This window comes from Pseudomonas sp. Choline-02u-1 (assembly GCF_002836515.1).
Classification (GTDB): Bacteria; Pseudomonadota; Gammaproteobacteria; order Pseudomonadales; family Pseudomonadaceae; genus Aquipseudomonas.
In genome coordinates, this window is sequence record NZ_PJBC01000066.1 from 201,319 (window position 1) to 220,240 (window position 18,922).

Consider the following 18,922-nt stretch of genomic DNA (forward strand, 5'->3'; position numbering starts at 1 on the left):
AAAAACGGCTCAGGTGGGCAGGCGACTTTGCAGGGTCAGGCCGATCTCTATCAGCCGCTGGGATAACGCGGCGATGTCACGGAACATGATGCCGCTGATTCGAGGCAACGACTGCGCCCATATGTAAACCTGGCCATCCCTTCTGCGATTGACCGTTGTTCGCACAATGTTGCTTGAGCTGTCGCGACGTACCAGTGTGTAGGCGTTTTGGCTCTTTTCGATCAGAAACATGCCATTGCGATGCAGCAGCTTTTCCTGCGCCGCGGGTGTCCATTGCGGCGTAGCTGATTCGATCTGCAAACGCAGGTCAGCGTAGAGCACGTCGACTGAGGCACGGGTCGTTGCGCCGTTGTCAAACGGGCCGCGCGCGATTTCCAGCCCGGGATCGATACTGACGCCTGCTTCCTCGGCGGATGACACCTCCTCGATCCGTAAACCGATGCCGCCCATGTGTTCGCTGATGCCCGGCAGGTTTCTGAAGTTATTGGTATTCGTTGCTTCGCTCAATACAACCCATTTGCCCGGTTTGTTGAGGATTTCGTCACCCCACATGATTCGGGTGGTCAGGCGGGCGTGCATCATCTGCTCTTCAATCGAGGTGAGGGGTACCTTCGGTTTGTAATTTTGCGCCACGTCGAGGCCGTGAACCCGGACGCCGTTGGCCTGCGCGGTCCTGACCAGCTCGAGGACGTTGAACCGGTCATCGGGGTCGGTGCCAAGGCTGGACAGATAGGTACGCAGATCCTGTGACATCTCTCCCGACATGTGAAAGTCGTTGAGATCAGTCTGAGCAAAATCACTGAGCAATCCACGCACGTAAAGGGTATCGATGTGCCGTGCGAACAGCGGCATGTTTTCGATCATGAACCCCATGCTAGTGATGCGATCCAGCGTCTCGCCAATCACTAGCCCCCTGCTGTTGGCGAAAATACCATCGATCAGTTCGTCTATTGTCATCGCGGAGGTAATTGGCGGGATGACCGGCCGGGCGGGCAGGTTGGTCCAGTTCAGCTCCGAGTAAAATTCCTTGGCCTCGTTGAGCAGAATGGCACGCCTTTCGCCGAAGTAGGCGGCAAACACCTCAGCAATCGGCCGATTGCCGTGAGCGGCGCTGGGCAGCGTAGCGAAGGTTTCAGGCAGATTCATCGCCCATCTTTTTAGCGCTGCCATGTCCATCCCCATGACGTCGTGGAGGGGCGTCACCAGACGCAGCGGACGAGCAGACCCGGGAACCGGTTCGACCAAATGCAGCTCCGCCGAGGGCGTTGTCGTGGACGGCTCGGGCGTCGTTTCAATATCCAGTGTGCACGACTTACCCACGCATTGACCGCCGCCCCTGAGCCGCAACGCAGGGATGCGCTCCCATTTGCCGCCAGCCCCGAAGCGTACCGGCAGCGAATAAGCGAACTGATTGGGACGCTCGGGATTGACGACCGCCCAGTGGCCGCTCTCCTCGGAATCGGCAAAGTAGTGCACGTAGTACGCGTCGTCATCGATTCTGATCGCGTAGCGTGGCTCTTTGTCGAGACGGTAGATACCTTCAAATTTCCCAGGGGCCGACTCAACGGCGTCCGATACAAGTACCTCGTTGCACCGATAGCGGGCGGGAATCCCCGGCACGGAGGGTCCCTGTTGTGCAGCGGCAGTCGTCGAGGCCTGGACGGATGTGGCGGAAGGCGTTTCGATGGGAATGTCGTTGGCCAATTCGGTGCTGGCTTCTTCAACCAGCGTGGCTGGGGGCGGCTCTACAGGCGGCAGGAGAGGCGTGTTCGCCGAAGTGAACTCGACCAACCCGGCCATTTCTTCGGCTTCGGCAAACTCGACTTGCGGGCCGACTTCCAGCTGCGCGCCAGTGCCGATCAGAAACGGCACATCCAGCACAATTTCGATACCGTTGAGCACTGCATTGGCAAGGCCCGTTTTACGTTCGGCGGCTGTGGTGCCGTTGACGGCCTGATCGATGTTCAGACCCATGTTGGCGATGCTGGCACCGATCAACGGCAACGCTGCCGGCCAACCCACCGCTGCCATCGGGCCGAATACTTTCAAACCCGCGCTCAAATAACCTATCCAGAGTTTTTTGCGCAGGTCGCTGTTGGAGGTCAGCGCCAGCTGTGCCTCGGCGACCATGGCGCTGTGTGTCGATTCGCTTAACCAAGTGAACGCATCACCGGCGACGGCGACGTTGCTGCGATTGATCATCTGGTGATTGCTATGGCCCCAGGCGCTCACCAGACGGTTCATCAAATCGGTAAGGTTTTCGCTGATGCGGTGACTCTCGGCGAGAGGGAAATGCTTGAGAAATGCGCTGCGTTTGTCCTCGGCATTCATCTGCTCAAGCAGCCACCAGTGCAGATTGGCCTCACTGTCCATCAGGCGAAAAGCCGGAGCTTCACCCGGCAAGTAAAGGGTCTGCCGGCCGCTGTTTTCCACCAGACGCAGCACATCGGTGGCAACGTGGCCATCGACATCCAATGCGCGTACTTCAGCGCCGACCGGGTAGGTCGCTCGCAATATTTGCAGGGTCACGGGCCAGGTAATCGGCCCGATGACCGAGGCGATGATGCGTTGGAAATCGTCGCCTCCAAGGTCATTCTGTTGCAGCGCCTGCACCGCCTGACTGAGGAAATTGCACTTGGCCAGAACACGAAAATTATCCGACGAAGTTTGCCAGAATTTGCTCAATTGCTCGGTGTAGCGCTTGCTGAAATCGACGTCCCAGAACACCTTCAGAACATCGCTGCCCAGCAAGCGCACTTCATTGTCTTGATTGAAATTCTCGGCGTTCGGCCCCTCCGAATAAAACCCGCAATAGAGGCCGAGCAGGTCGGCGTTATCTTGATCGGTCGCGCGAAAACGATGAATGACCAGTTGCGTGAGAGTGAGGGTTTCGTAAGGCTTTTCCAGCAAATGTTCCCAACCGGTAAAGGTCAGCGCGTTGCTCTGCGCGGCTTTGAAGCGGTGGAAATACACCCGGTCGGGATCAAGGCCGGACAGACCTTTGGCCACCAGCAGTTCGCTGGCGACTTGACGTGCGGCTTCAAACAGACCCGGGCAGGTCTGCACGATGGTCGTGGCGAGGGCTTTGAGGGCGGTTTTGTCTGCTGCGTTGGGCAGCAGACGGCGTTCGGGAGCGGTCATGGGTTTTTCATCCTTGAGAAAACAAGGAGCGAGCATGACCGTTTGGCTCAAGCCAAGTGTGTTACCCGGCTATGGCCCGGCGCCCTGTTGGCGGCGGGGGAAGGTTGGCGCATGTATCACCGCCGCGCCACATCCGAAAAATAGAACTTGTCCAGCGTATGCCGTGATTCGGTGTATTCGAACTGGCGGCCGTCCTGCAGGAAGGTCTGGTTGCTGACCACGATGACATGACTCTGGCCGTCGAGGTCCAGGTGTTGTTGGTCGTCTTTGCTGCACGGTACGGCTTCAATGGTGCGCTGGGCGTAGGCGATCTGCAGTTGCAGGGTCTGTTCGATGTGGGCGTAGATCGAATGTTCTGCGATGTCCGCCGACAGACCGGGTATGACGGCGCTCACGAAGTGATTGATGTCGAGGATGACGCGTTTGCCGTCGATGCGCCGTACCCGCTTGATCCGGGTGATCGGGCTGCCGGGTTCGGCATTGATATGTTCAAGCAATGCACCTTCAAGCGGCACCTGACACATCTCGACCACTTCGGTGCTGACGTCGTTGCCCAGACGCGGATGGGTTTCCTGAAAACTGACGATGCCGCCGAGCTGGAATTCGATCGGGTTGGTCGACAGCACGAACGCGCCTTTGCCGTGAATCTTCTGAGCGAAGCCGCGCTCCTGCAACTGGTCGATGGCCTTGCGCACCGTGCCACGGCTGGCCTGATAGGTGTCCATCAGTTCGGTTTCGGAAGGCAGCCGGGCGCCGCGCTCCAGGCGCTGCGTGGTGATACTGGCAAGCAAATCGCTGTAGATCTGGTTGTATTTGCTCATGGCTGGGCTCTGTGCCGACGGTGTTCAAAACCCCGAACCTTAAGGGCAGGGTAGGGGTTTGTCCATGCGGACGAAGGAAAACATCTTAGGTCAGAGTAGGAAGAATCCGCTTATTTCTGACGTAGATCCAAGGACGCCGGCTCGTACAGACGAGTTGTTGCATTAACTCGTACAGACGAGTATTTTTCCTCTCGGCGTGCTGCCAATAACAACAATCCACGACGGACGAACAAGCATGAGCCATGACTATCCGAACATCGCCAAGGAGCTGCTGGAAAGCCTTGGTGGCCGTGACAACATCGAGCAGGCGGCGCATTGCGTGACGCGTTTGCGTATGGCGTTGAAGGATCCCGCGCGGGTCGATGTGGCCGCACTCAACGGCGTCGAACTGGTCAAGGGGTCGTTCTTCACCGGCGGGTTGTATCAGGTGGTCATCGGCCCGGGCGATGTTGAGAAGGTCTACGCCGAACTGCGCCAGCAGACCGGTCTGGCGGCGTCGACCATCGCCGACGTTAAACAGAAAAGCGCCGAGAAGATAAACGCCATGCAACGGCTGGTGCGGGTGTTTTCCGATGTGTTCATGCCGATTCTGCCGGCGCTGATCATTGCCGGCCTCTTAATGGGCATCAACAACCTGCTCGGCGCCAAGGGCATGTTCATCGAGGGTCAGACCCTGCTCGATGCCTATCCGAATCTCGACGGGCTGTGGAGCCTGATCAATCTGATGGCCAACACCTCGTTCGTGTTTCTGCCGGCGCTGGTGGGCTGGTCGGCAGCCAAGCGTTTCGGCGGCAGCGAAATCCTGGGGATCGTCCTCGGCCTGATGCTGGTGCACCCGGATCTGCTCAATGCCTGGAATTACGGCAAGGCTGTTGCCGGGTTGGACGGGCAGCAACTGCCGTACTTCGACATCCTCGGCCTGTTCCAGGTGGAAAAGGTGGGTTACCAAGGGCAGATCCTGCCGATCCTGCTGGCAGCCTACGTGATGAGCGTGATTGAAAAATGGTTGCGGGCGCGTGTGCCCAACGCCGTGCAATTGCTGGTGGTGCCGATCACTACCATCGTCGTTACCGGCGTGCTGGCGCTGGCGATCATTGGCCCGGTGACCCGGCATATCGGCATCTACATCACCGAGGGTCTGGTGATGCTGTTTGATCTGGCGCCGTTGGTGGGCGGTCTGATTTTCGGTCTGTTGTATGCGCCGCTGGTGATCACCGGCATGCACCACATGTTTCTTGCAGTCGACTTGCAATTGATCTCGAGCCAGGGCGGCACCTTCATCTGGCCGATGATCGTCATGTCCAATCTGGCGCAGGGCAGTGCGGCCCTGGCGGTGTTCTGGATGACGCGCAATGCGCGGGACAAGAGCATGGCTTCTACCTCGGCGATTTCCGCGTACTTCGGCATCACCGAGCCGGCGATGTTCGGCGTCAACCTGCGCTACAAATTTCCGTTTTACGCCGCGTTGGCCGGTTCGGCGCTGGGGTGCATGTTCCTCTCGCTGAACAAGATTCAGGCCTCTGCCATCGGCGTTGGCGGCCTGCCGGGGTTCATTTCGATCATGCCGCAGTTCATCCCCATGTTCGTGATCGGCATGCTGATCACGGTGCTCGTGCCATTTGCCCTGACCTGCGTGCTGAGCATGAAGATCGTCCGGCCGGGTTACCGGGTCGCCTGAAATCAAAAGATCGCAGCCTCGGGCAGCCCCCACAGAGATCGTAAAATTCAAGAGGAAATCCGCCATGCAAGACTGGCAACGTTCGGTGATCTACCAGATCTATCCGAAGAGCTTTCACAGCCATGCCGGCAACGCCACAGGCGATCTGCTCGGCATCGTTGCCAAGCTCGATTACCTGCAATGGCTCGGTGTCGATTACCTGTGGATCACGCCGTTTCTGCGCTCGCCGCAGCGCGACAATGGCTACGACATCAGCGACTACTACGCGGTCGATCCGAGCTACGGCAGCATGGCCGACTGTGAACTGCTCATCGCCGAAGCCGGCAAGCGCGGGATCAAGTTGATGCTCGACATTGTGGTCAACCACACCTCGATCGAGCATGTCTGGTTCCAGCAGGCGCGCAGCAGCCTCGACAATCCTTATCGCGACTTCTATATCTGGCGCGATCAGCCGAACAACTGGGAGTCCAAGTTCGGCGGTTCAGCCTGGGAGTACGAAGCGCAGACTGGCCAATATTATCTGCACCTGTTTGACCACACCCAGGCGGATCTCAATTGGGACAATCCCAAGGTCCGCGACGAAGTGTTCAAAATGATGCGCTTCTGGCGCGACAAAGGCGTCGGTGGTTTTCGTCTGGACGTGATCAACCTGATCTCCAAACCGGCGGATTTCCCCGAAGACGACAGCGACGGTCGGCGCTTCTATACCGACGGGCCGAACGTGCATGCGTACTTGCAGCAGATGCACCGTGAAGTCTTCGAAGGGCATGAGCTGATCAACGTCGGCGAGATGTCCTCGACCCGCCTTGAACACTGCATTCGTTATTCCAATCCGCAGTCGAAAGAACTGTCGATGACCTTCAACTTTCATCACCTGAAAGTCGATTACCCGAACCTGCAAAAGTGGGTGCGCGCCGATTTCGATTTCCTCCAGCTCAAGCAAATTCTCTCCGACTGGCAGACCGGCATGCAGGCGGGCGGCGGCTGGAATGCACTGTTCTGGTGTAACCACGATCAGCCGCGTGTGGTTTCGCGGTTCGGCAATGACGGCGAGTACCGCGAGCTGTCGGCGAAGATGCTCGGCACCGCGCTGCACTTTCTGCAGGGCACGCCGTTCGTTTATCAGGGCGAAGAACTGGGCATGACCAATCCGGGCTTCGACAGCATTGAGCAGTATCGCGATGTCGAGACGCTGAATATCTTTCGTCTTAAACGTGAGGCTGGCGCCAGCGATATCGACAACCTGGCGGCAATCATGCAGAAGTCCCGCGACAATGGGCGCACGCCGATGCACTGGCACGCCGGGCACAATGCCGGTTTCACCCTTGGCGAACCCTGGATTGGCGTGCCGGCCAATGCTGCGCAAATCAACGTCGCGCAGCAGCTGCACGATCCCGAATCGGTGCTGCATCACTATCGGCGCCTGATCGAATTGCGCCGCACTGAAGCGCTGATCAGCGACGGCATCTATCGCCAGTTATTGCCGGAGCACCCAAAAGTCTGGGCGTACCTGCGCGAAGGCGTGGGAGAACGTTTGCTGGTGGTGAACAATTTTTACAGTAGCGCGTGTGACGTCGAGCTACCTGCATTGATTGACGAAGCCACGGAGCAGCGCTTGTTGATCAGCAATTACCCGGACTGTCCGAAACGCACGCGGCGGCTGCACTTGCGACCTTACGAATCCTTCGTGCTGCACCTGACCGATCCTTGATCACCAACTGAAAAACAACTTTTAAAAAAACACGCAGAACGCTGCGCGGGGGATTTGTGCGCGCTGAATTCCTGCAACCACACAATAAAAACAATGGGTGGCATATGAAAACAACCCTCAATCACAGCCTGGCCGTCGCCGGTTTATGTCTGGCCATGCCGACGTCTTCACAGGCGCTGGAGTTCGGCGGCTATCTGCGCAGTGGTCTCGGGACCTCGGTCAACAGCGGGAGCCAGTCGTGTTTCCAGTTGCCCGGTGCGCAGACCAAATATCGCCTGGGTAATGAATGCGAGCAGTACGGCGAACTCGAGCTACGCCAGGATCTGTACACCCTCGACGACGGCTCGGTGCTGAGCCTCGACGGCATGGCATCGCTGTATAACCGCTACGACCGCAGCCTGACGTTCAATGAGGACAACGGCTCGATTCGCTTGCCGCAGGCGTACGCGCAATGGTCGGCGATGCCCGCGCTCAATGGTGGCTCGCTGTGGGCGGGGCGGCGCTATTACAAACGTAACGACATCCATATTTCCGACTTCTACTACTGGAACCAGAGCGCAACCGGCGGCGGTATCGAAGACGTATTGATCGGCGGCTTGAAATACAGCTACGCCTTTTCGCGCAAGGACAACCTTTATCAGAAGGACTACATCAACCGGCACGACTTCAACGTCGGCGGTTTCAATAGCAACCCGGGCGGTGAGCTCGAATTCGGTCTGAGTTACATCGACAAGCCTGACAGTCGCGACGCCCACCGTGGCTGGGCGATCACCACTCAGCACGTGCAACAGGACTTTTTCGGCGGCAAGAACAAACTGGCGCTGCAATATGGCGAAGGGCCGGGCACAGGGTTGGGCTATACCGGTAACGTCAGGCTCGATGACCGCAACAAGAGCTATCGGGTCGTCGAGTTCTTCGACTGGCAACTCACGCCGCGTTTTGGCGGACAATTCCAGGCGGTGTATCAAAAGGATATTCGCCCGGGCGGGGCCGATCAGAACTGGCTGTCGCTGGGTGTGCGCCCGGCTTATGCGCTGAGCGAGCAGTTCAAACTGGTGACCGAACTGGGTCACGATCAGGTCGATGCGGCGGACGGCACGCGCAAGCTGAGCAAGTTCACCTTCGCGCCGACCTGGTCCCCCAAAGGCCCGGAGTTCTGGGCGCGGCCCGAGGTGCGTCTGTATTACACCTATGCCAGCTGGAACCAGGCGGCCAAGCGTGCTGCCAACCTGTTGGCCAAGGGTTCGGCACTGTCCGATACGGGGGCTTTCGGCAACGCGCGGCACGGCGCCAATGTCGGCTTGCAGGTTGAATACTGGTGGAAGTAAGCAAAGCGGGTGCGACCGCTCATTCAGACAATACAAGCGCAGGTGATGTCATGGCCACACCCCAACAATTGCAGTTGCTGGCACCGTTGTCCGGCGTACTGATGGCGCTGGACGAGGTGCCCGATCCGGTGTTTGCCGGGCGGATCATCGGCGACGGTTTGTGCATCGACCCGACTTCGTCGACGCTCTGCGCACCGCTGGCCGGCGTGGTCAGCGACGTGCAGGCCAGCGGGCATGCGCTGACCATCACCGGCGATGAAGGTGTTCAGGTGCTGATGCACATCGGTCTGGACACGGTGAATCTCGCCGGCAAAGGGTTCACCCGCTGCGTTGAAGCGGGGCAGCGGGTCGAAGCGGGGCATGCGCTGATCGATTTTGACGCCGATTACATTGCCCTGCACGCGCGCAGTTTGTTGACCTTGATGCTGGTGGTCAGCGGCGAGCCGTTCGATTCACTCGTCGGCTCAACGGGGTTGGTTGAGGTTGGCCAACCAGTGCTGGACGTCGTGGTCGGCGCAGTCGTCGGCGAAAACCCGGCATCGGTGCAGGGCGATGCGGTGTTTTCGCAGCCGATCAACCTGCCTAATCCCAGTGGCCTGCACGCGCGGCCGGCGGCGGTATTTGCCCAAGCGGCGAAGGCATTTTCAGCGACCATCCATCTGCACAAACTGCAAGCGCAAGCCAATGGCAAATCATTGGTGGCAATCATGGCTTTGCAAACGGCCCATGGCGACAGTGTGCAGGTCAGCGCCCAAGGTGAAGATGCCGAAGCCGCCGTCGAAGCGCTGGGTCGCTTGCTGAGCGAAGGCTGCGGCGAAGCCGTTACAGTGCCTACGCCGGTCGAAGTCGTTGCGGCACAAATACCGAACATCCTGCGCGGCGTCTGCGCTTCGCCCGGTTCGGCGCTGGGCCAAGTCATGCAGATCGTCGAAGTGCCGCTTGTGATCAACGAGTTCGGCGCCGAGCCGCCAATCGAACTTGAGGCCTTGAGCCAGGCCCTGATCGAAGCCGACATGGCCTTGCAGCATCTGCGCGACACCGCCAGCGGCCAGGCGCAGGCGGAGATTTTCAAGGCACATCAGGAACTGCTGGCCGACCCCAGCCTGCTGGATCAGGCCCATGCCTTGATCGATCAAGGCAAGAGCGCAGCGTTTGCCTGGAAAACCAGCACCGAAGCGACGGCGGCGATGTTCCGTTCGCTGGGCAATGCTCTGCTGGCCGAACGTGCGGCGGATCTGGCCGATGTCGGCCAGCGCGTGCTGAAGCTGATCGTCGGTGTCCACGAGCAAGCGCTGGAGTTGCCGGCCGACACCATCCTCATCGCCGATCAATTGACCCCTTCGCAGACCGCCGGGCTGGATACGCGCAAGGTGCTGGGTTTCGCTACGGTCGGCGGCGGCGCTACCAGCCACGTGGCCATTCTGGCGCGTGCCTGTGGTTTGCCGGCGATCTGCGGCATGCCGCTGCAAATGCTCGGGCTCGACAACGGCACGCGGGTGCTGCTCGATGCCGACAAGGGCGAACTGCAGTTGCATCCAGACGCCGAGTCCATCGACCAGCTGCGTGCGCGGCATGAGCAACAGCGTCAACGTCATCAGCAGGAGCTGGCACGGGCCGGCGAGGCGGCCTGTACCCGCGACGGCCGTCACGTCGAAGTCACCGCCAACGTCGCGTCGCAGAGCGAAACCGCGCAGGCCATGGAGCTGGGCGCGAATGGCGTGGGGCTGCTGCGATCGGAGTTTCTCTACCTGGGTCGCCAACAGGCGCCGGGCCATGACGAACAGGTGGTCACCTACAGCGCCATCGCCCGAACCATCGGGCCGGCACACAATCTGGTGGTGCGCACACTCGATGTCGGTGGCGACAAACCGCTGGCTTATGTGCCGATGGACAGCGAAACCAATCCTTTTCTCGGTTTGCGCGGCATTCGTCTGTGCCTGGAGCGACCGCAACTGCTGCGTGAACAATTTCGTGCCGTTCTGGCCTGCACTGATCTGACGCGCCTGCACATCATGCTGCCGATGGTCACCGGTCTTGGGGAATTGCGTCTGGCACGGCAGATCCTTGAGCAAGAGGCGCGGGTGCTGGGCCTGGCGCACCTGCCGAAACTGGGGATCATGATCGAAGTGCCCGCCGCCGCGCTGATGGCCGATGTGCTGGCGCCGCACGTGGATTTTTTCTCCATCGGCACCAATGACCTCACCCAATACACGTTGGCCATGGACCGTGATCATCCGCGTCTCGCCAGCCAGGCGGACAGCTTTCATCCTGCAATGCTGCGCCTGATCGCCATGACGGTGAACGCTGCACACGCGCACGGCAAATGGGTCGGCGTCTGTGGCGCGATGGCTTCTGAACGTTTGGCGGTGCCGTTGTTGCTGGGGCTGGGCGTGGATGAGTTGTCGGTGAGCGTGCCGTTGATTCCGGCGATCAAGTCGGCGGTGCGCGAAGTGAATCTGGCCGACTGTCGGATCATCGCCGAACAGGTCTCGAATCTGGAAAGCGCCGCCGATGTGCGCGAAGCCTTGCAGCGTTTTCATGAGGCGAAAGCCGATGTCTGGCCGGTTATGGAGAATTGAACATGTTCGACAAATTGCAGCAGGCATTCTGGAAAGCGCTGACGCCGGATCTGGTTCCGGACGAGGTGATAGCCGCCGCCGATCCGGTTGCGGGCTTGAGCGCAGAGATCGTTGCGGCGCTGGGCGGTGTGGATAACCTCAAGTCCCGGCAGCCGGTGGCGCTGACCCGGGTCCGTGTGGCACTGCATGATGAGGCGCGGGTCGACCGTCAGGCGCTGAGCGTGGCCGGTGTGGCGGGCGTCATGCCGCTGGGTGACGGCGTGCTGCACCTGATTACCGGGCTGCACGCGCAAGGCTGAACAAGACGTGCGGCCTCAGGTCGCCCTTACTGTTTCTCAACTGCAGGTGTATCGTATTCGCCTTTTTGCGGATCCCTCGGGGTCTGTCGCTGATACGTGAGGTAGTTGAGTTCATGTCCTTTACCCGTCGCCAAATCCTCGGTGGCCTGGCCGGTCTTGTTGTCGTTGGCGTGGGCGCGGGAGGCGCATCGCGTTACTGGCTGGGCAAGATGGCCGACGCCGAGGCCGGCCACGACTATGAGCTGATCGCTGCGCCGCTGGACGTGGAGTTGGTACCGGGGCACAAGACCGAGGCCTGGGCGTTCGGCCCGTCCGCGCCGGGCACGGAGTTGCGTGTGCGTCAGGGCGAATGGCTGCGGGTGCGTTTCATCAATCATCTGCCGGTGGCGACCACCATTCACTGGCACGGCATTCGCCTGCCGCTGGAAATGGACGGCGTGCCTTACGTGTCGCAACTGCCGGTGTTGCCGGGTGAATACTTCGACTACAAATTCCGTGTGCCGGACGCCGGCAGCTACTGGTATCACCCGCATGTCAGCAGCAGCGAAGAACTGGGGCGCGGGCTGGTCGGGCCGCTGATCATCGAAGAACGCGAACCGACCGGTTTCAAATACGAAAAAACCCTGAGCCTGAAGAACTGGCACGTCGACGAGCAAGGCCAGTTCGTCGAATTCAGTATCCCGCGCGAAGCGGCGCGTGGCGGTACGGCGGGGCGTCTGTCGACGATCAACGGCGTACCGTTGCCGGTGATTGATTTGCCGGCCGGGCAGATCACTCGGGTGCGCTTGCTCAATCTTGATAACACCCTGACCTATCGCATCAACATTCCCGGCGTTGAAGCGAAGATCTACGCCCTCGATGGCAACCCGGTCGAGCCGCGACCATTGGGCAAGGAATACTGGCTCGGCCCCGGCATGCGCATTTGCCTGGCGATCAAGGCACCAGCGGCCGGTGAAGAATTATCGCTGCGTAATGGCCCGGTTCGTCTGGGTACGCTACGTTCAGTCGCCAACACCGACGCGCCGACGGACTGGCCGAAAGCCTTGCCGGCCAACCCGGTGGCCGAGCCGGATCTGGCCAACGCCGAGAAACTCAACTTCAATTTCGAATGGGTCGGCTCGGTGTCGGTCAATGTCGACAACGGCAAGCCGCCGAGCCTGTGGCAAATCAATGGCAAGGCCTGGGACATCACCGACAAGACGTGTGCTGACCGACCGATTGCCAGCCTGAAACTGGGTCAGAGCTATATTTTCGAACTGAAGAACATGACCCAGTACCAGCACCCGATTCACTTGCATGGCATGAGCTTCAAGGTGATTGCCTCGAACCGGCACAAGGTCGTTCCGTATTTCACCGACACTTATCTGCTGGGCAAGAACGAGCGCGCGCAAGTGGCGCTGGTCGCGGATAACCCGGGGGTGTGGATGTTCCACTGCCACGTGATCGACCACATGGAAACCGGCCTGATGGCCGCGATCGAGGTGAAGTGATGCGCCAGATCCGCCCGGCGGCGATCATCGACCGCAGCCGCGACCGCGACTTCATGCGCGAAGCCCTGACCCTCGCCGCACAGGGCGCCGCTCTCGGTGAAGTGCCGGTGGGCGCGGTACTGGTGCAGGATGGTGTGATCATCGGGCGCGGCTTCAATTGCCCGATCAGCACCAGCGACCCGAGTGCCCACGCTGAGATGGTCGCGATTCGCGCCGCCGCGCAGGCGGTGGACAACTATCGCCTGCCGGGCAGCACGCTGTATGTGACGCTGGAACCGTGCAGCATGTGCGCCGGGCTGATCGTGCATTCGCGAGTGGCGCGGGTGGTGTATGGCGCGCTGGAGCCAAAAGCCGGAATTGTGCAGAGCCAGGGGCAGTTTTTCACCCAGGGCTTTTTGAATCACCGGGTGTTGTATGAGGGTGGGGTGTTGGCTGAAGAGTGTGGGGCTGTGCTGACCGAATTCTTTCGCGCCAGACGCGCAAAATCCGCTGAATAAATACCGCCCCATTAAGAAACGAGCAGGTTCACTTCCTCAAAAGACGACATTTCAACGGCACAAATGCGCTTGCAATGTGGGAGCGGGCTTGCGCGCGAAGACGGTGATTCAGGCAACCATTTATCGTCTGACACACCGCCTTCGCGAGCAAGCCCGCTCCCACAGGGGGATCTGCGCTGTGAGATCGGGTTATTTCTTCGCGACAATCACCGCACGCATCGGCGCCGGCAGTTCCTCGACAGTTTTGCTGTGATCCTCAGGATCCAGAAAATCGCTCAGCGACTGATACTTCATCCACTCCGTCCCGCGCTGTTCCTCGACGGTGGTGGTGCTGACATCCACACAGCGAATATCGGTAAAACCCGCCCGACGCAGCCACAATTCCAGCGCCGGCACCGATGGCAAAAACCACACGTTGCGCATCTGCGCATAACGATCTTCCGGCACCAGCACCTGATGCTTGTCGCCTTCGACCACCAGGGTTTCCAGCACCAGTTCGCCGCCCTTGACCAGGCAATCCTTCAGCGCCAGCAAATGCTCGATCGGCGAGCGGCGGTGATAGAACACGCCCATGGAAAACACGGTGTCGAAGCCTTCCAGATTCGGCGGCAAGTCTTCGAACGGGAACGGCAGGTGCCAGGCATTTGGCTCTGACAGGTAACGTTGCACGGCCTGGAACTGGCAGAAGAACAGCCAGTTCGGGTCGACGCCGATCACGCTGTCAGCCCCGGCGCCAAGCATGCGCCACATGTAGTAGCCGTTGCCGCAACCCACGTCGAGGATGCGTTTGCCTTTGAGATCCAGATGCGGCGCCACGCGCGACCACTTCCAGTCCGAGCGCCATTCGGTGTCGACGAGCACACCGAACAGATCGAACGGGCCTTTGCGCCACGGCGACAGGCCCATCAGTGCGGTGCGCATCTGTGCGCGGGTTTCGTCGTCGCAATCGGTGTCGAGTTTCAGCCCGTTGAGCAGGTCGACTTCGCTTGGCTGGATCTTCGGCAAGGCGTCCAGCGCACTTTGCCAGCGCTCCAGATCGCCGTGGCCTTTTTCCATTTTCTTGTCGAGTTGATGCTGCAGGGTGTTGGCCCATTCGGCCAGCGGTGTGCCGGCCAGACGGCGGGCGAGGGGGGACAGATCAATCATGGCAAGGCAATCAACGAGGCAAAGTTAAGACACTGGAACCACGGCACGACTTTCGAGAACCCGGCCGCCAGCAGGCGTTCGCGGTGTTCTTCGAGGCTGTCGGGCTTCATGACGTTTTCGATGGCGCTGCGCTTCTGGGCGATTTCCAGTTCGCTGTAGCCGTTGGCGCGCTTGAACGCCACGTGCAGATCGGTGAGCAGCGCATGTTCCTCGGCATCGTTGAAGCGCAGCTTCTCCGAGAGAATCAGCGCGCCGCCGGGCACCAGCGATTGGCGAATGCGCGAGAGCAGTGCGGTGCGCTGATCCGGGGCGATGAATTGCAGGGTGAAGTTCAGCGCCACGACCGAGGCGGGCTGAAACTCAAGCGCGAGGATATCGCCCTCGATCACCTCGACGGGCAGCAATTCCTGAAACATCGAATCCTGACCGTTGAGGTATTCGCGGCAGCGCTCGACCATCGCCACCGAGTTATCCACAGCGATCACCCGGCATCCATCGGTGCGTACGTGGCGGCGCAGGGCTTGAGTGACAGCGCCCAGCGACGAGCCGAGGTCGTAAAGGATTGTGTTGGGCTGGGCGAATTGCGCGGCGAGCACGCCGAGGTTTTCGACGATGGTCGGGTAACCCGGCACCGAGCGCTTGATCATGTCCGGGAACACCCGCACCACGTCTTCATTGAAGGCGAAGTCAGGTACCTGGGCCAAGGGCTGGGCGAATAGGCGATCGGGTTCTTTGCTCACGGCGGCGTCCGGCGGTGTCGGTGGAAAAGGCCGGCATTTTAGCCAAAGTGGCGCGCGGATGCTTGAATTGCTGATAAGCCGAATTTGCGGTGATCGTTCCCTCGCTCTGCGTGGGAACGCATTCCGTGATGCTCTGCGTCACAGCAACGGCGGAACGCAGAGCGTCCCTGGCGGCGTTCCCACGCGGAGCATCGGAACGATCAATAGCGAGTTTGCTCGCAAAGAAGCCAGCGCGGTGTCCCGCCGTCAGTTCACCGAAATGGCGCAGTCAAAGGTTTCCACTGGCAGCACTTCTGGCGCCCAGGGTTGTTGCGAGGTCAGGCGCAAACGCCCGGTGCCGGCTGCGAAGGCCTGGAAGCGCCAGGTCGACACACCTGCCGCACCGACGACACCGGCGTCCTCCGGATTGCTATAGACCTCAGGGCTGAGCGCCCGCAATACGCCGCCGGCCGAGTCCTGAATTGCCCAGCGATAGCCCGTGGTCGGGTTGCTCGGCAGGGTAATGATCAGATTTTGCCCGGTGCTGAGCCGCACGGGGCATTCGCTTTGTTTTTCCACGGTCACGTTGTGTTTCGTTTGCGTGGCGCAAGCGGCCAGCAAGGAAAAGGCCAAGGGAAGAAACAGGCGAGTGGGGGACATGGGTCAGCAGCTCCGGCGGTTACGACGAACGGCGAGCATAACTGAAGATGAGACACAGTGTGACAATCTGGGAATCCAGCGTTGTCAGCACTGACGCCTTCGCTGGCAAGCCAGCTCCCACAGGGTTTTGTGATGAACACAGGATATGTGAACACATCGGACACTGTGGGAGCTGGCTTGCCAGCGAAAGCGGTATAGCAGGCACTACCTGATTATCAGAAGAGCACCTTCGCCACATCGGCAAACCGCTTGGCAAAGTGCACGGTTATGCCTTCCTTCAGGTAATCCGGCAGTTCCTCGAAGTTGCCGCGGTTCGCTTCCGGCAGGATCAATTCGAAAAGCTTCTGCCGCCGCGCCGCAATCACCTTCTCACGCACCCCGCCAATCGGCAGAACATGCCCGGTCAGCGTCAGTTCGCCGGTCATTGCCACGCCTTTCTTCGGTGGCTGATTTCGCGCCAGCGACAGCAACGCACTGGCCATGGTCACGCCGGCGCTCGGGCCGTCCTTCGGCGTCGCGCCTTCCGGAACATGCAGGTGGACGAAGGCTTCGTCGAAGAACTTCGCATCACCGCCGAACTGCTTGAGGTGCGAGCTGACGTAGCTGTAGGCGATCTCTGCCGATTCCTTCATCACATCGCCCAGTTGCCCGGTGAGTTTGAACCCACGGTTGAGTGTGTGAATCCGCGTGGCTTCGATCGGCAAGGTGGCGCCGCCCATGCTGGTCCAGGCCAGGCCGGTAATCACGCCGGTGCCGGACAACACTTGTTCGTTGCGGAACACCGGATGGCCGAGCGAGGCTTCGAGGTCTTTGGGCCCGAGTTTGATCACCGCTTTCGGATCGTCGATCAGCTTCATCACCGCTTTGCGCACCAGTTTGCCCATCTGTTTTTCCAGCTGACGCACACCGGCTTCACGGGCGTAGCCGTCGATCAGGGTTTTCAGTGCGCTGTCGCTGATGCTCAGGCTGCCTTTCGACACGCCGGCCTTTTCCAACAGCTTCGGCCACAGGTGACGCTTGGCGATGGCGACTTTTTCTTCGGTGATATAGCCCGACAGGCGAATCACTTCCATCCGGTCCAGCAGTGGGCCGGGGATCGAGTCCAGAGTGTTGGCGGTGCAGACGAACAGGACTTTCGACAGGTCCATGCGCAGGTCGAGGTAATGGTCGAGAAATTCGACGTTCTGCTCAGGATCAAGGGTCTCCAGCAACGCCGAAGCCGGGTCGCCCTGGTAGCTCTGGCCCATCTTGTCGATCTCGTCGAGCATGATCACCGGGTTCATCACTTCGACGTCTTTCAGCGCCTGTACCAGTTTGCCCGGTTGCGCGCCGATGTAGGTGCGGCGGTGGCCCTTGATCTCGGCCTCGTCACGCATGCCGCCGAGGCTGAAGCGGTAGAACGGCCGTCCCAGCGATTCGGCGATGGATTTGCCGACACTGGTTTTACCCACGCCCGGCGGACCGACCAGCAGCACGATCGAACCGCTGATCTCGCCTTTGTAAGCACCGACGGCGAGGAATTCGAGGATGCGATCCTTGATGTCGTCCAGACCCGCGTGGTGCTTGTCGAGGACTTTGCGTGCGTGTTTGAGGTCGAGTTTGTCTTTGCCGTACACGCCCCACGGTACCGAGGTTGCCCAGTCCAGATAATTGCGCGTGACCGCGTATTCCGGCGAGCCGGTTTCGAGGATCGACAGTTTGTGGGTTTCTTCTTCCAGGCGCTTCTGCACCTGCGCCGGCAGGGTTTTGCCTTCGAGGCGCTGCTGGAACTGTTCGAGGTCGGCACTGCGGTCATCCTTGGTCAGACCGAGTTCCTGCTGGATAACCTTGAGTTGTTCCTTGAGGAAGAACTCGCGCTGATGCTCGCCGATCTTGCGGTTAACTTCAGCTGAAATCTCTTTCTGCAGGCGCGCGACTTCGACTTCCTTGCGCAGCATCGGCAGGACTTTTTCCATGCGCTTGAGCATCGGCACGCAGTCGAGCACTTCCTGCAGTTCAGGCCCGGTGGCAGATGTGAGCGCGGCGGCGAAGTCGGTCAGCGGCGACGGGTCGTTGGGGCTGAAGCGGTTGAGGTAGTTCTTCAGCTCTTCGCTGTACAGCGGGTTGAGCGGCAGCAGCTCCTTGATCGCATTGATCAGCGCCATGCCGTAAGCCTTGACCTCATCGGTCGGCTCGGTCGGCTGGTGCGGGTATTCGACCTCCACCAGATACGGTGGGCGGTGATGTTTGAGCCAGGTCTTGATGCGCACGCGGCTCAGCCCCTGGGCGACGAATTGCAGTTTGCCGTTCTCGCGACTGGCGTGGTGAACCTTGACCAGCGTGCCGTATTCCGGAAGGGCGCCGGTGTTGAAGTGGCGCGGGTCTTCCTGGGGCGTGTCCATGAAGAACAGGGCCAGGGAGTGGTGTTCGGATTTGCTGACCAGTTCGAGAGTTTCGGCCCACGGTTCTTCGTTGACGATGACCGGCAGGACCTGGGCCGGGAAGAACGGGCGGTTGTGGATCGGGATGATGTACACCTTGTCCGGCAGGTTTTGCCCAGGCAGCGCCAGGCCGGTGCCGGAAGAGGTGTGTTCGATGTGGTCGCTTTCGAAATCGTCGTGGTTGTCCGGGCGATCTTGCTGGTCGGTCATGGGGCACCTGCGCAATGGGGTATGGGGTCTTAGATGGGGCAGGGGTGGGGTGGTTTCAATGGGAGGGGATGTTTCTGCTTGTGTGTTCAGGGTTTTGACAGGTGTCACGCTTTTGGGCTTGGCGGCCTTTGGGCCGACCATGTTCTTTGGGGTTGGTGTGTATATCCGTTGCTGCGGTAACGGCTGCTTAGGGTTTCGCCCTGACGGCGACTCACTTTTTTGA

The 18,922-nt window shown here is 60.1% G+C and carries 13 protein-coding genes; 7 read left to right on the top strand and 6 right to left on the bottom strand.

Going from position 1 to position 18,922, the window contains the following annotated elements:
* Positions 1–9: 9 nt before the first annotated feature.
* Together CXF97_RS25675 and treR are read right to left on the bottom strand one after the other, a co-directional pair.
* Positions 10–3,141, bottom strand: a complete 3,132-nt coding sequence (locus tag CXF97_RS25675) for a membrane-targeted effector domain-containing toxin (RefSeq protein WP_101162048.1) — start codon at positions 3,139–3,141, stop codon at positions 10–12.
* 116 nt (positions 3,142–3,257) lie between these two features.
* Positions 3,258–3,962 carry a trehalose operon repressor gene (treR, locus tag CXF97_RS25680; RefSeq protein WP_101162050.1) on the bottom strand — a complete coding sequence of 235 codons (705 nt, stop codon included), beginning with the start codon at positions 3,960–3,962 and terminating at the stop codon, positions 3,258–3,260.
* A 235-nt stretch (positions 3,963–4,197) separates the two neighbouring features.
* Here treR and treP point away from each other — a divergent pair, with 235 nt between their 5' ends.
* The 7 genes from treP to tadA all read left to right on the top strand — a co-directional run bounded on the left by treP (position 4,198) and on the right by tadA (position 13,544).
* Positions 4,198–5,640 (top strand): PTS system trehalose-specific EIIBC component, encoded by a 1,443-nt coding sequence (gene treP, locus CXF97_RS25685; RefSeq protein WP_101162051.1) that lies wholly within the window; start codon positions 4,198–4,200, stop codon positions 5,638–5,640.
* Positions 5,641–5,704: 64 nt separating this feature from the next.
* Entirely contained in the window at positions 5,705–7,351 is a 1,647-nt protein-coding gene (gene treC / locus CXF97_RS25690; RefSeq protein WP_101162053.1) for an alpha,alpha-phosphotrehalase, read from the top strand.
* Positions 7,352–7,455: 104 nt separating this feature from the next.
* Entirely contained in the window at positions 7,456–8,679 is a 1,224-nt protein-coding gene (locus tag CXF97_RS25695; RefSeq protein ID WP_101162055.1) for a carbohydrate porin, read from the top strand.
* 50 nt (positions 8,680–8,729) lie between these two features.
* Positions 8,730–11,258: a phosphoenolpyruvate--protein phosphotransferase gene (gene ptsP, locus CXF97_RS25700; RefSeq protein WP_101162057.1), complete on the top strand. Its 2,529-nt coding sequence runs from the start codon at positions 8,730–8,732 to the stop codon at positions 11,256–11,258.
* A gap of 2 nt (positions 11,259–11,260) precedes the next feature.
* On the top strand, positions 11,261–11,557 hold the full coding sequence (locus tag CXF97_RS25705; RefSeq protein ID WP_101162059.1) for a PTS transporter subunit EIIB: 297 nt from the start codon (positions 11,261–11,263) through the stop codon (positions 11,555–11,557).
* Between the two features lie 113 nt (positions 11,558–11,670).
* A complete protein-coding gene (locus tag CXF97_RS25710) occupies positions 11,671–13,047 on the top strand; it encodes a multicopper oxidase family protein (RefSeq protein WP_101162061.1) in 1,377 nt (458 codons plus the stop codon).
* Positions 13,047–13,544 carry a tRNA adenosine(34) deaminase TadA gene (tadA, locus tag CXF97_RS25715; RefSeq protein ID WP_101162063.1) on the top strand — a complete coding sequence of 166 codons (498 nt, stop codon included), beginning with the start codon at positions 13,047–13,049 and terminating at the stop codon, positions 13,542–13,544. Before CXF97_RS25710 ends, tadA begins: the two co-directional genes overlap by 1 nt.
* 189 nt (positions 13,545–13,733) lie before the next feature.
* Here the strand turns inward: tadA and cmoB are convergent, their stop codons facing one another.
* The 4 genes from cmoB to lon all read right to left on the bottom strand — a co-directional run bounded on the left by cmoB (position 13,734) and on the right by lon (position 18,699).
* Positions 13,734–14,690 (bottom strand): tRNA 5-methoxyuridine(34)/uridine 5-oxyacetic acid(34) synthase CmoB, encoded by a 957-nt coding sequence (cmoB, locus tag CXF97_RS25720; protein ID WP_101162065.1) that lies wholly within the window; start codon positions 14,688–14,690, stop codon positions 13,734–13,736.
* Entirely contained in the window at positions 14,687–15,430 is a 744-nt protein-coding gene (cmoA, locus tag CXF97_RS25725) for a carboxy-S-adenosyl-L-methionine synthase CmoA (protein ID WP_101162066.1), read from the bottom strand. The genes cmoB and cmoA overlap by 4 nt, the downstream gene beginning before the upstream one ends.
* Before the next feature lie 246 nt (positions 15,431–15,676).
* Positions 15,677–16,069 (bottom strand): protease inhibitor I42 family protein, encoded by a 393-nt coding sequence (locus CXF97_RS25730; protein WP_101162068.1) that lies wholly within the window; start codon positions 16,067–16,069, stop codon positions 15,677–15,679.
* Positions 16,070–16,284: 215 nt separating this feature from the next.
* The gene (lon, locus tag CXF97_RS25735; protein ID WP_101162070.1) at positions 16,285–18,699 is read right to left on the bottom strand and encodes an endopeptidase La; all 2,415 of its coding nucleotides are present in this window, start codon (positions 18,697–18,699) and stop codon (positions 16,285–16,287) included.
* Between the last annotated feature and the right edge of the window lie 223 nt (positions 18,700–18,922).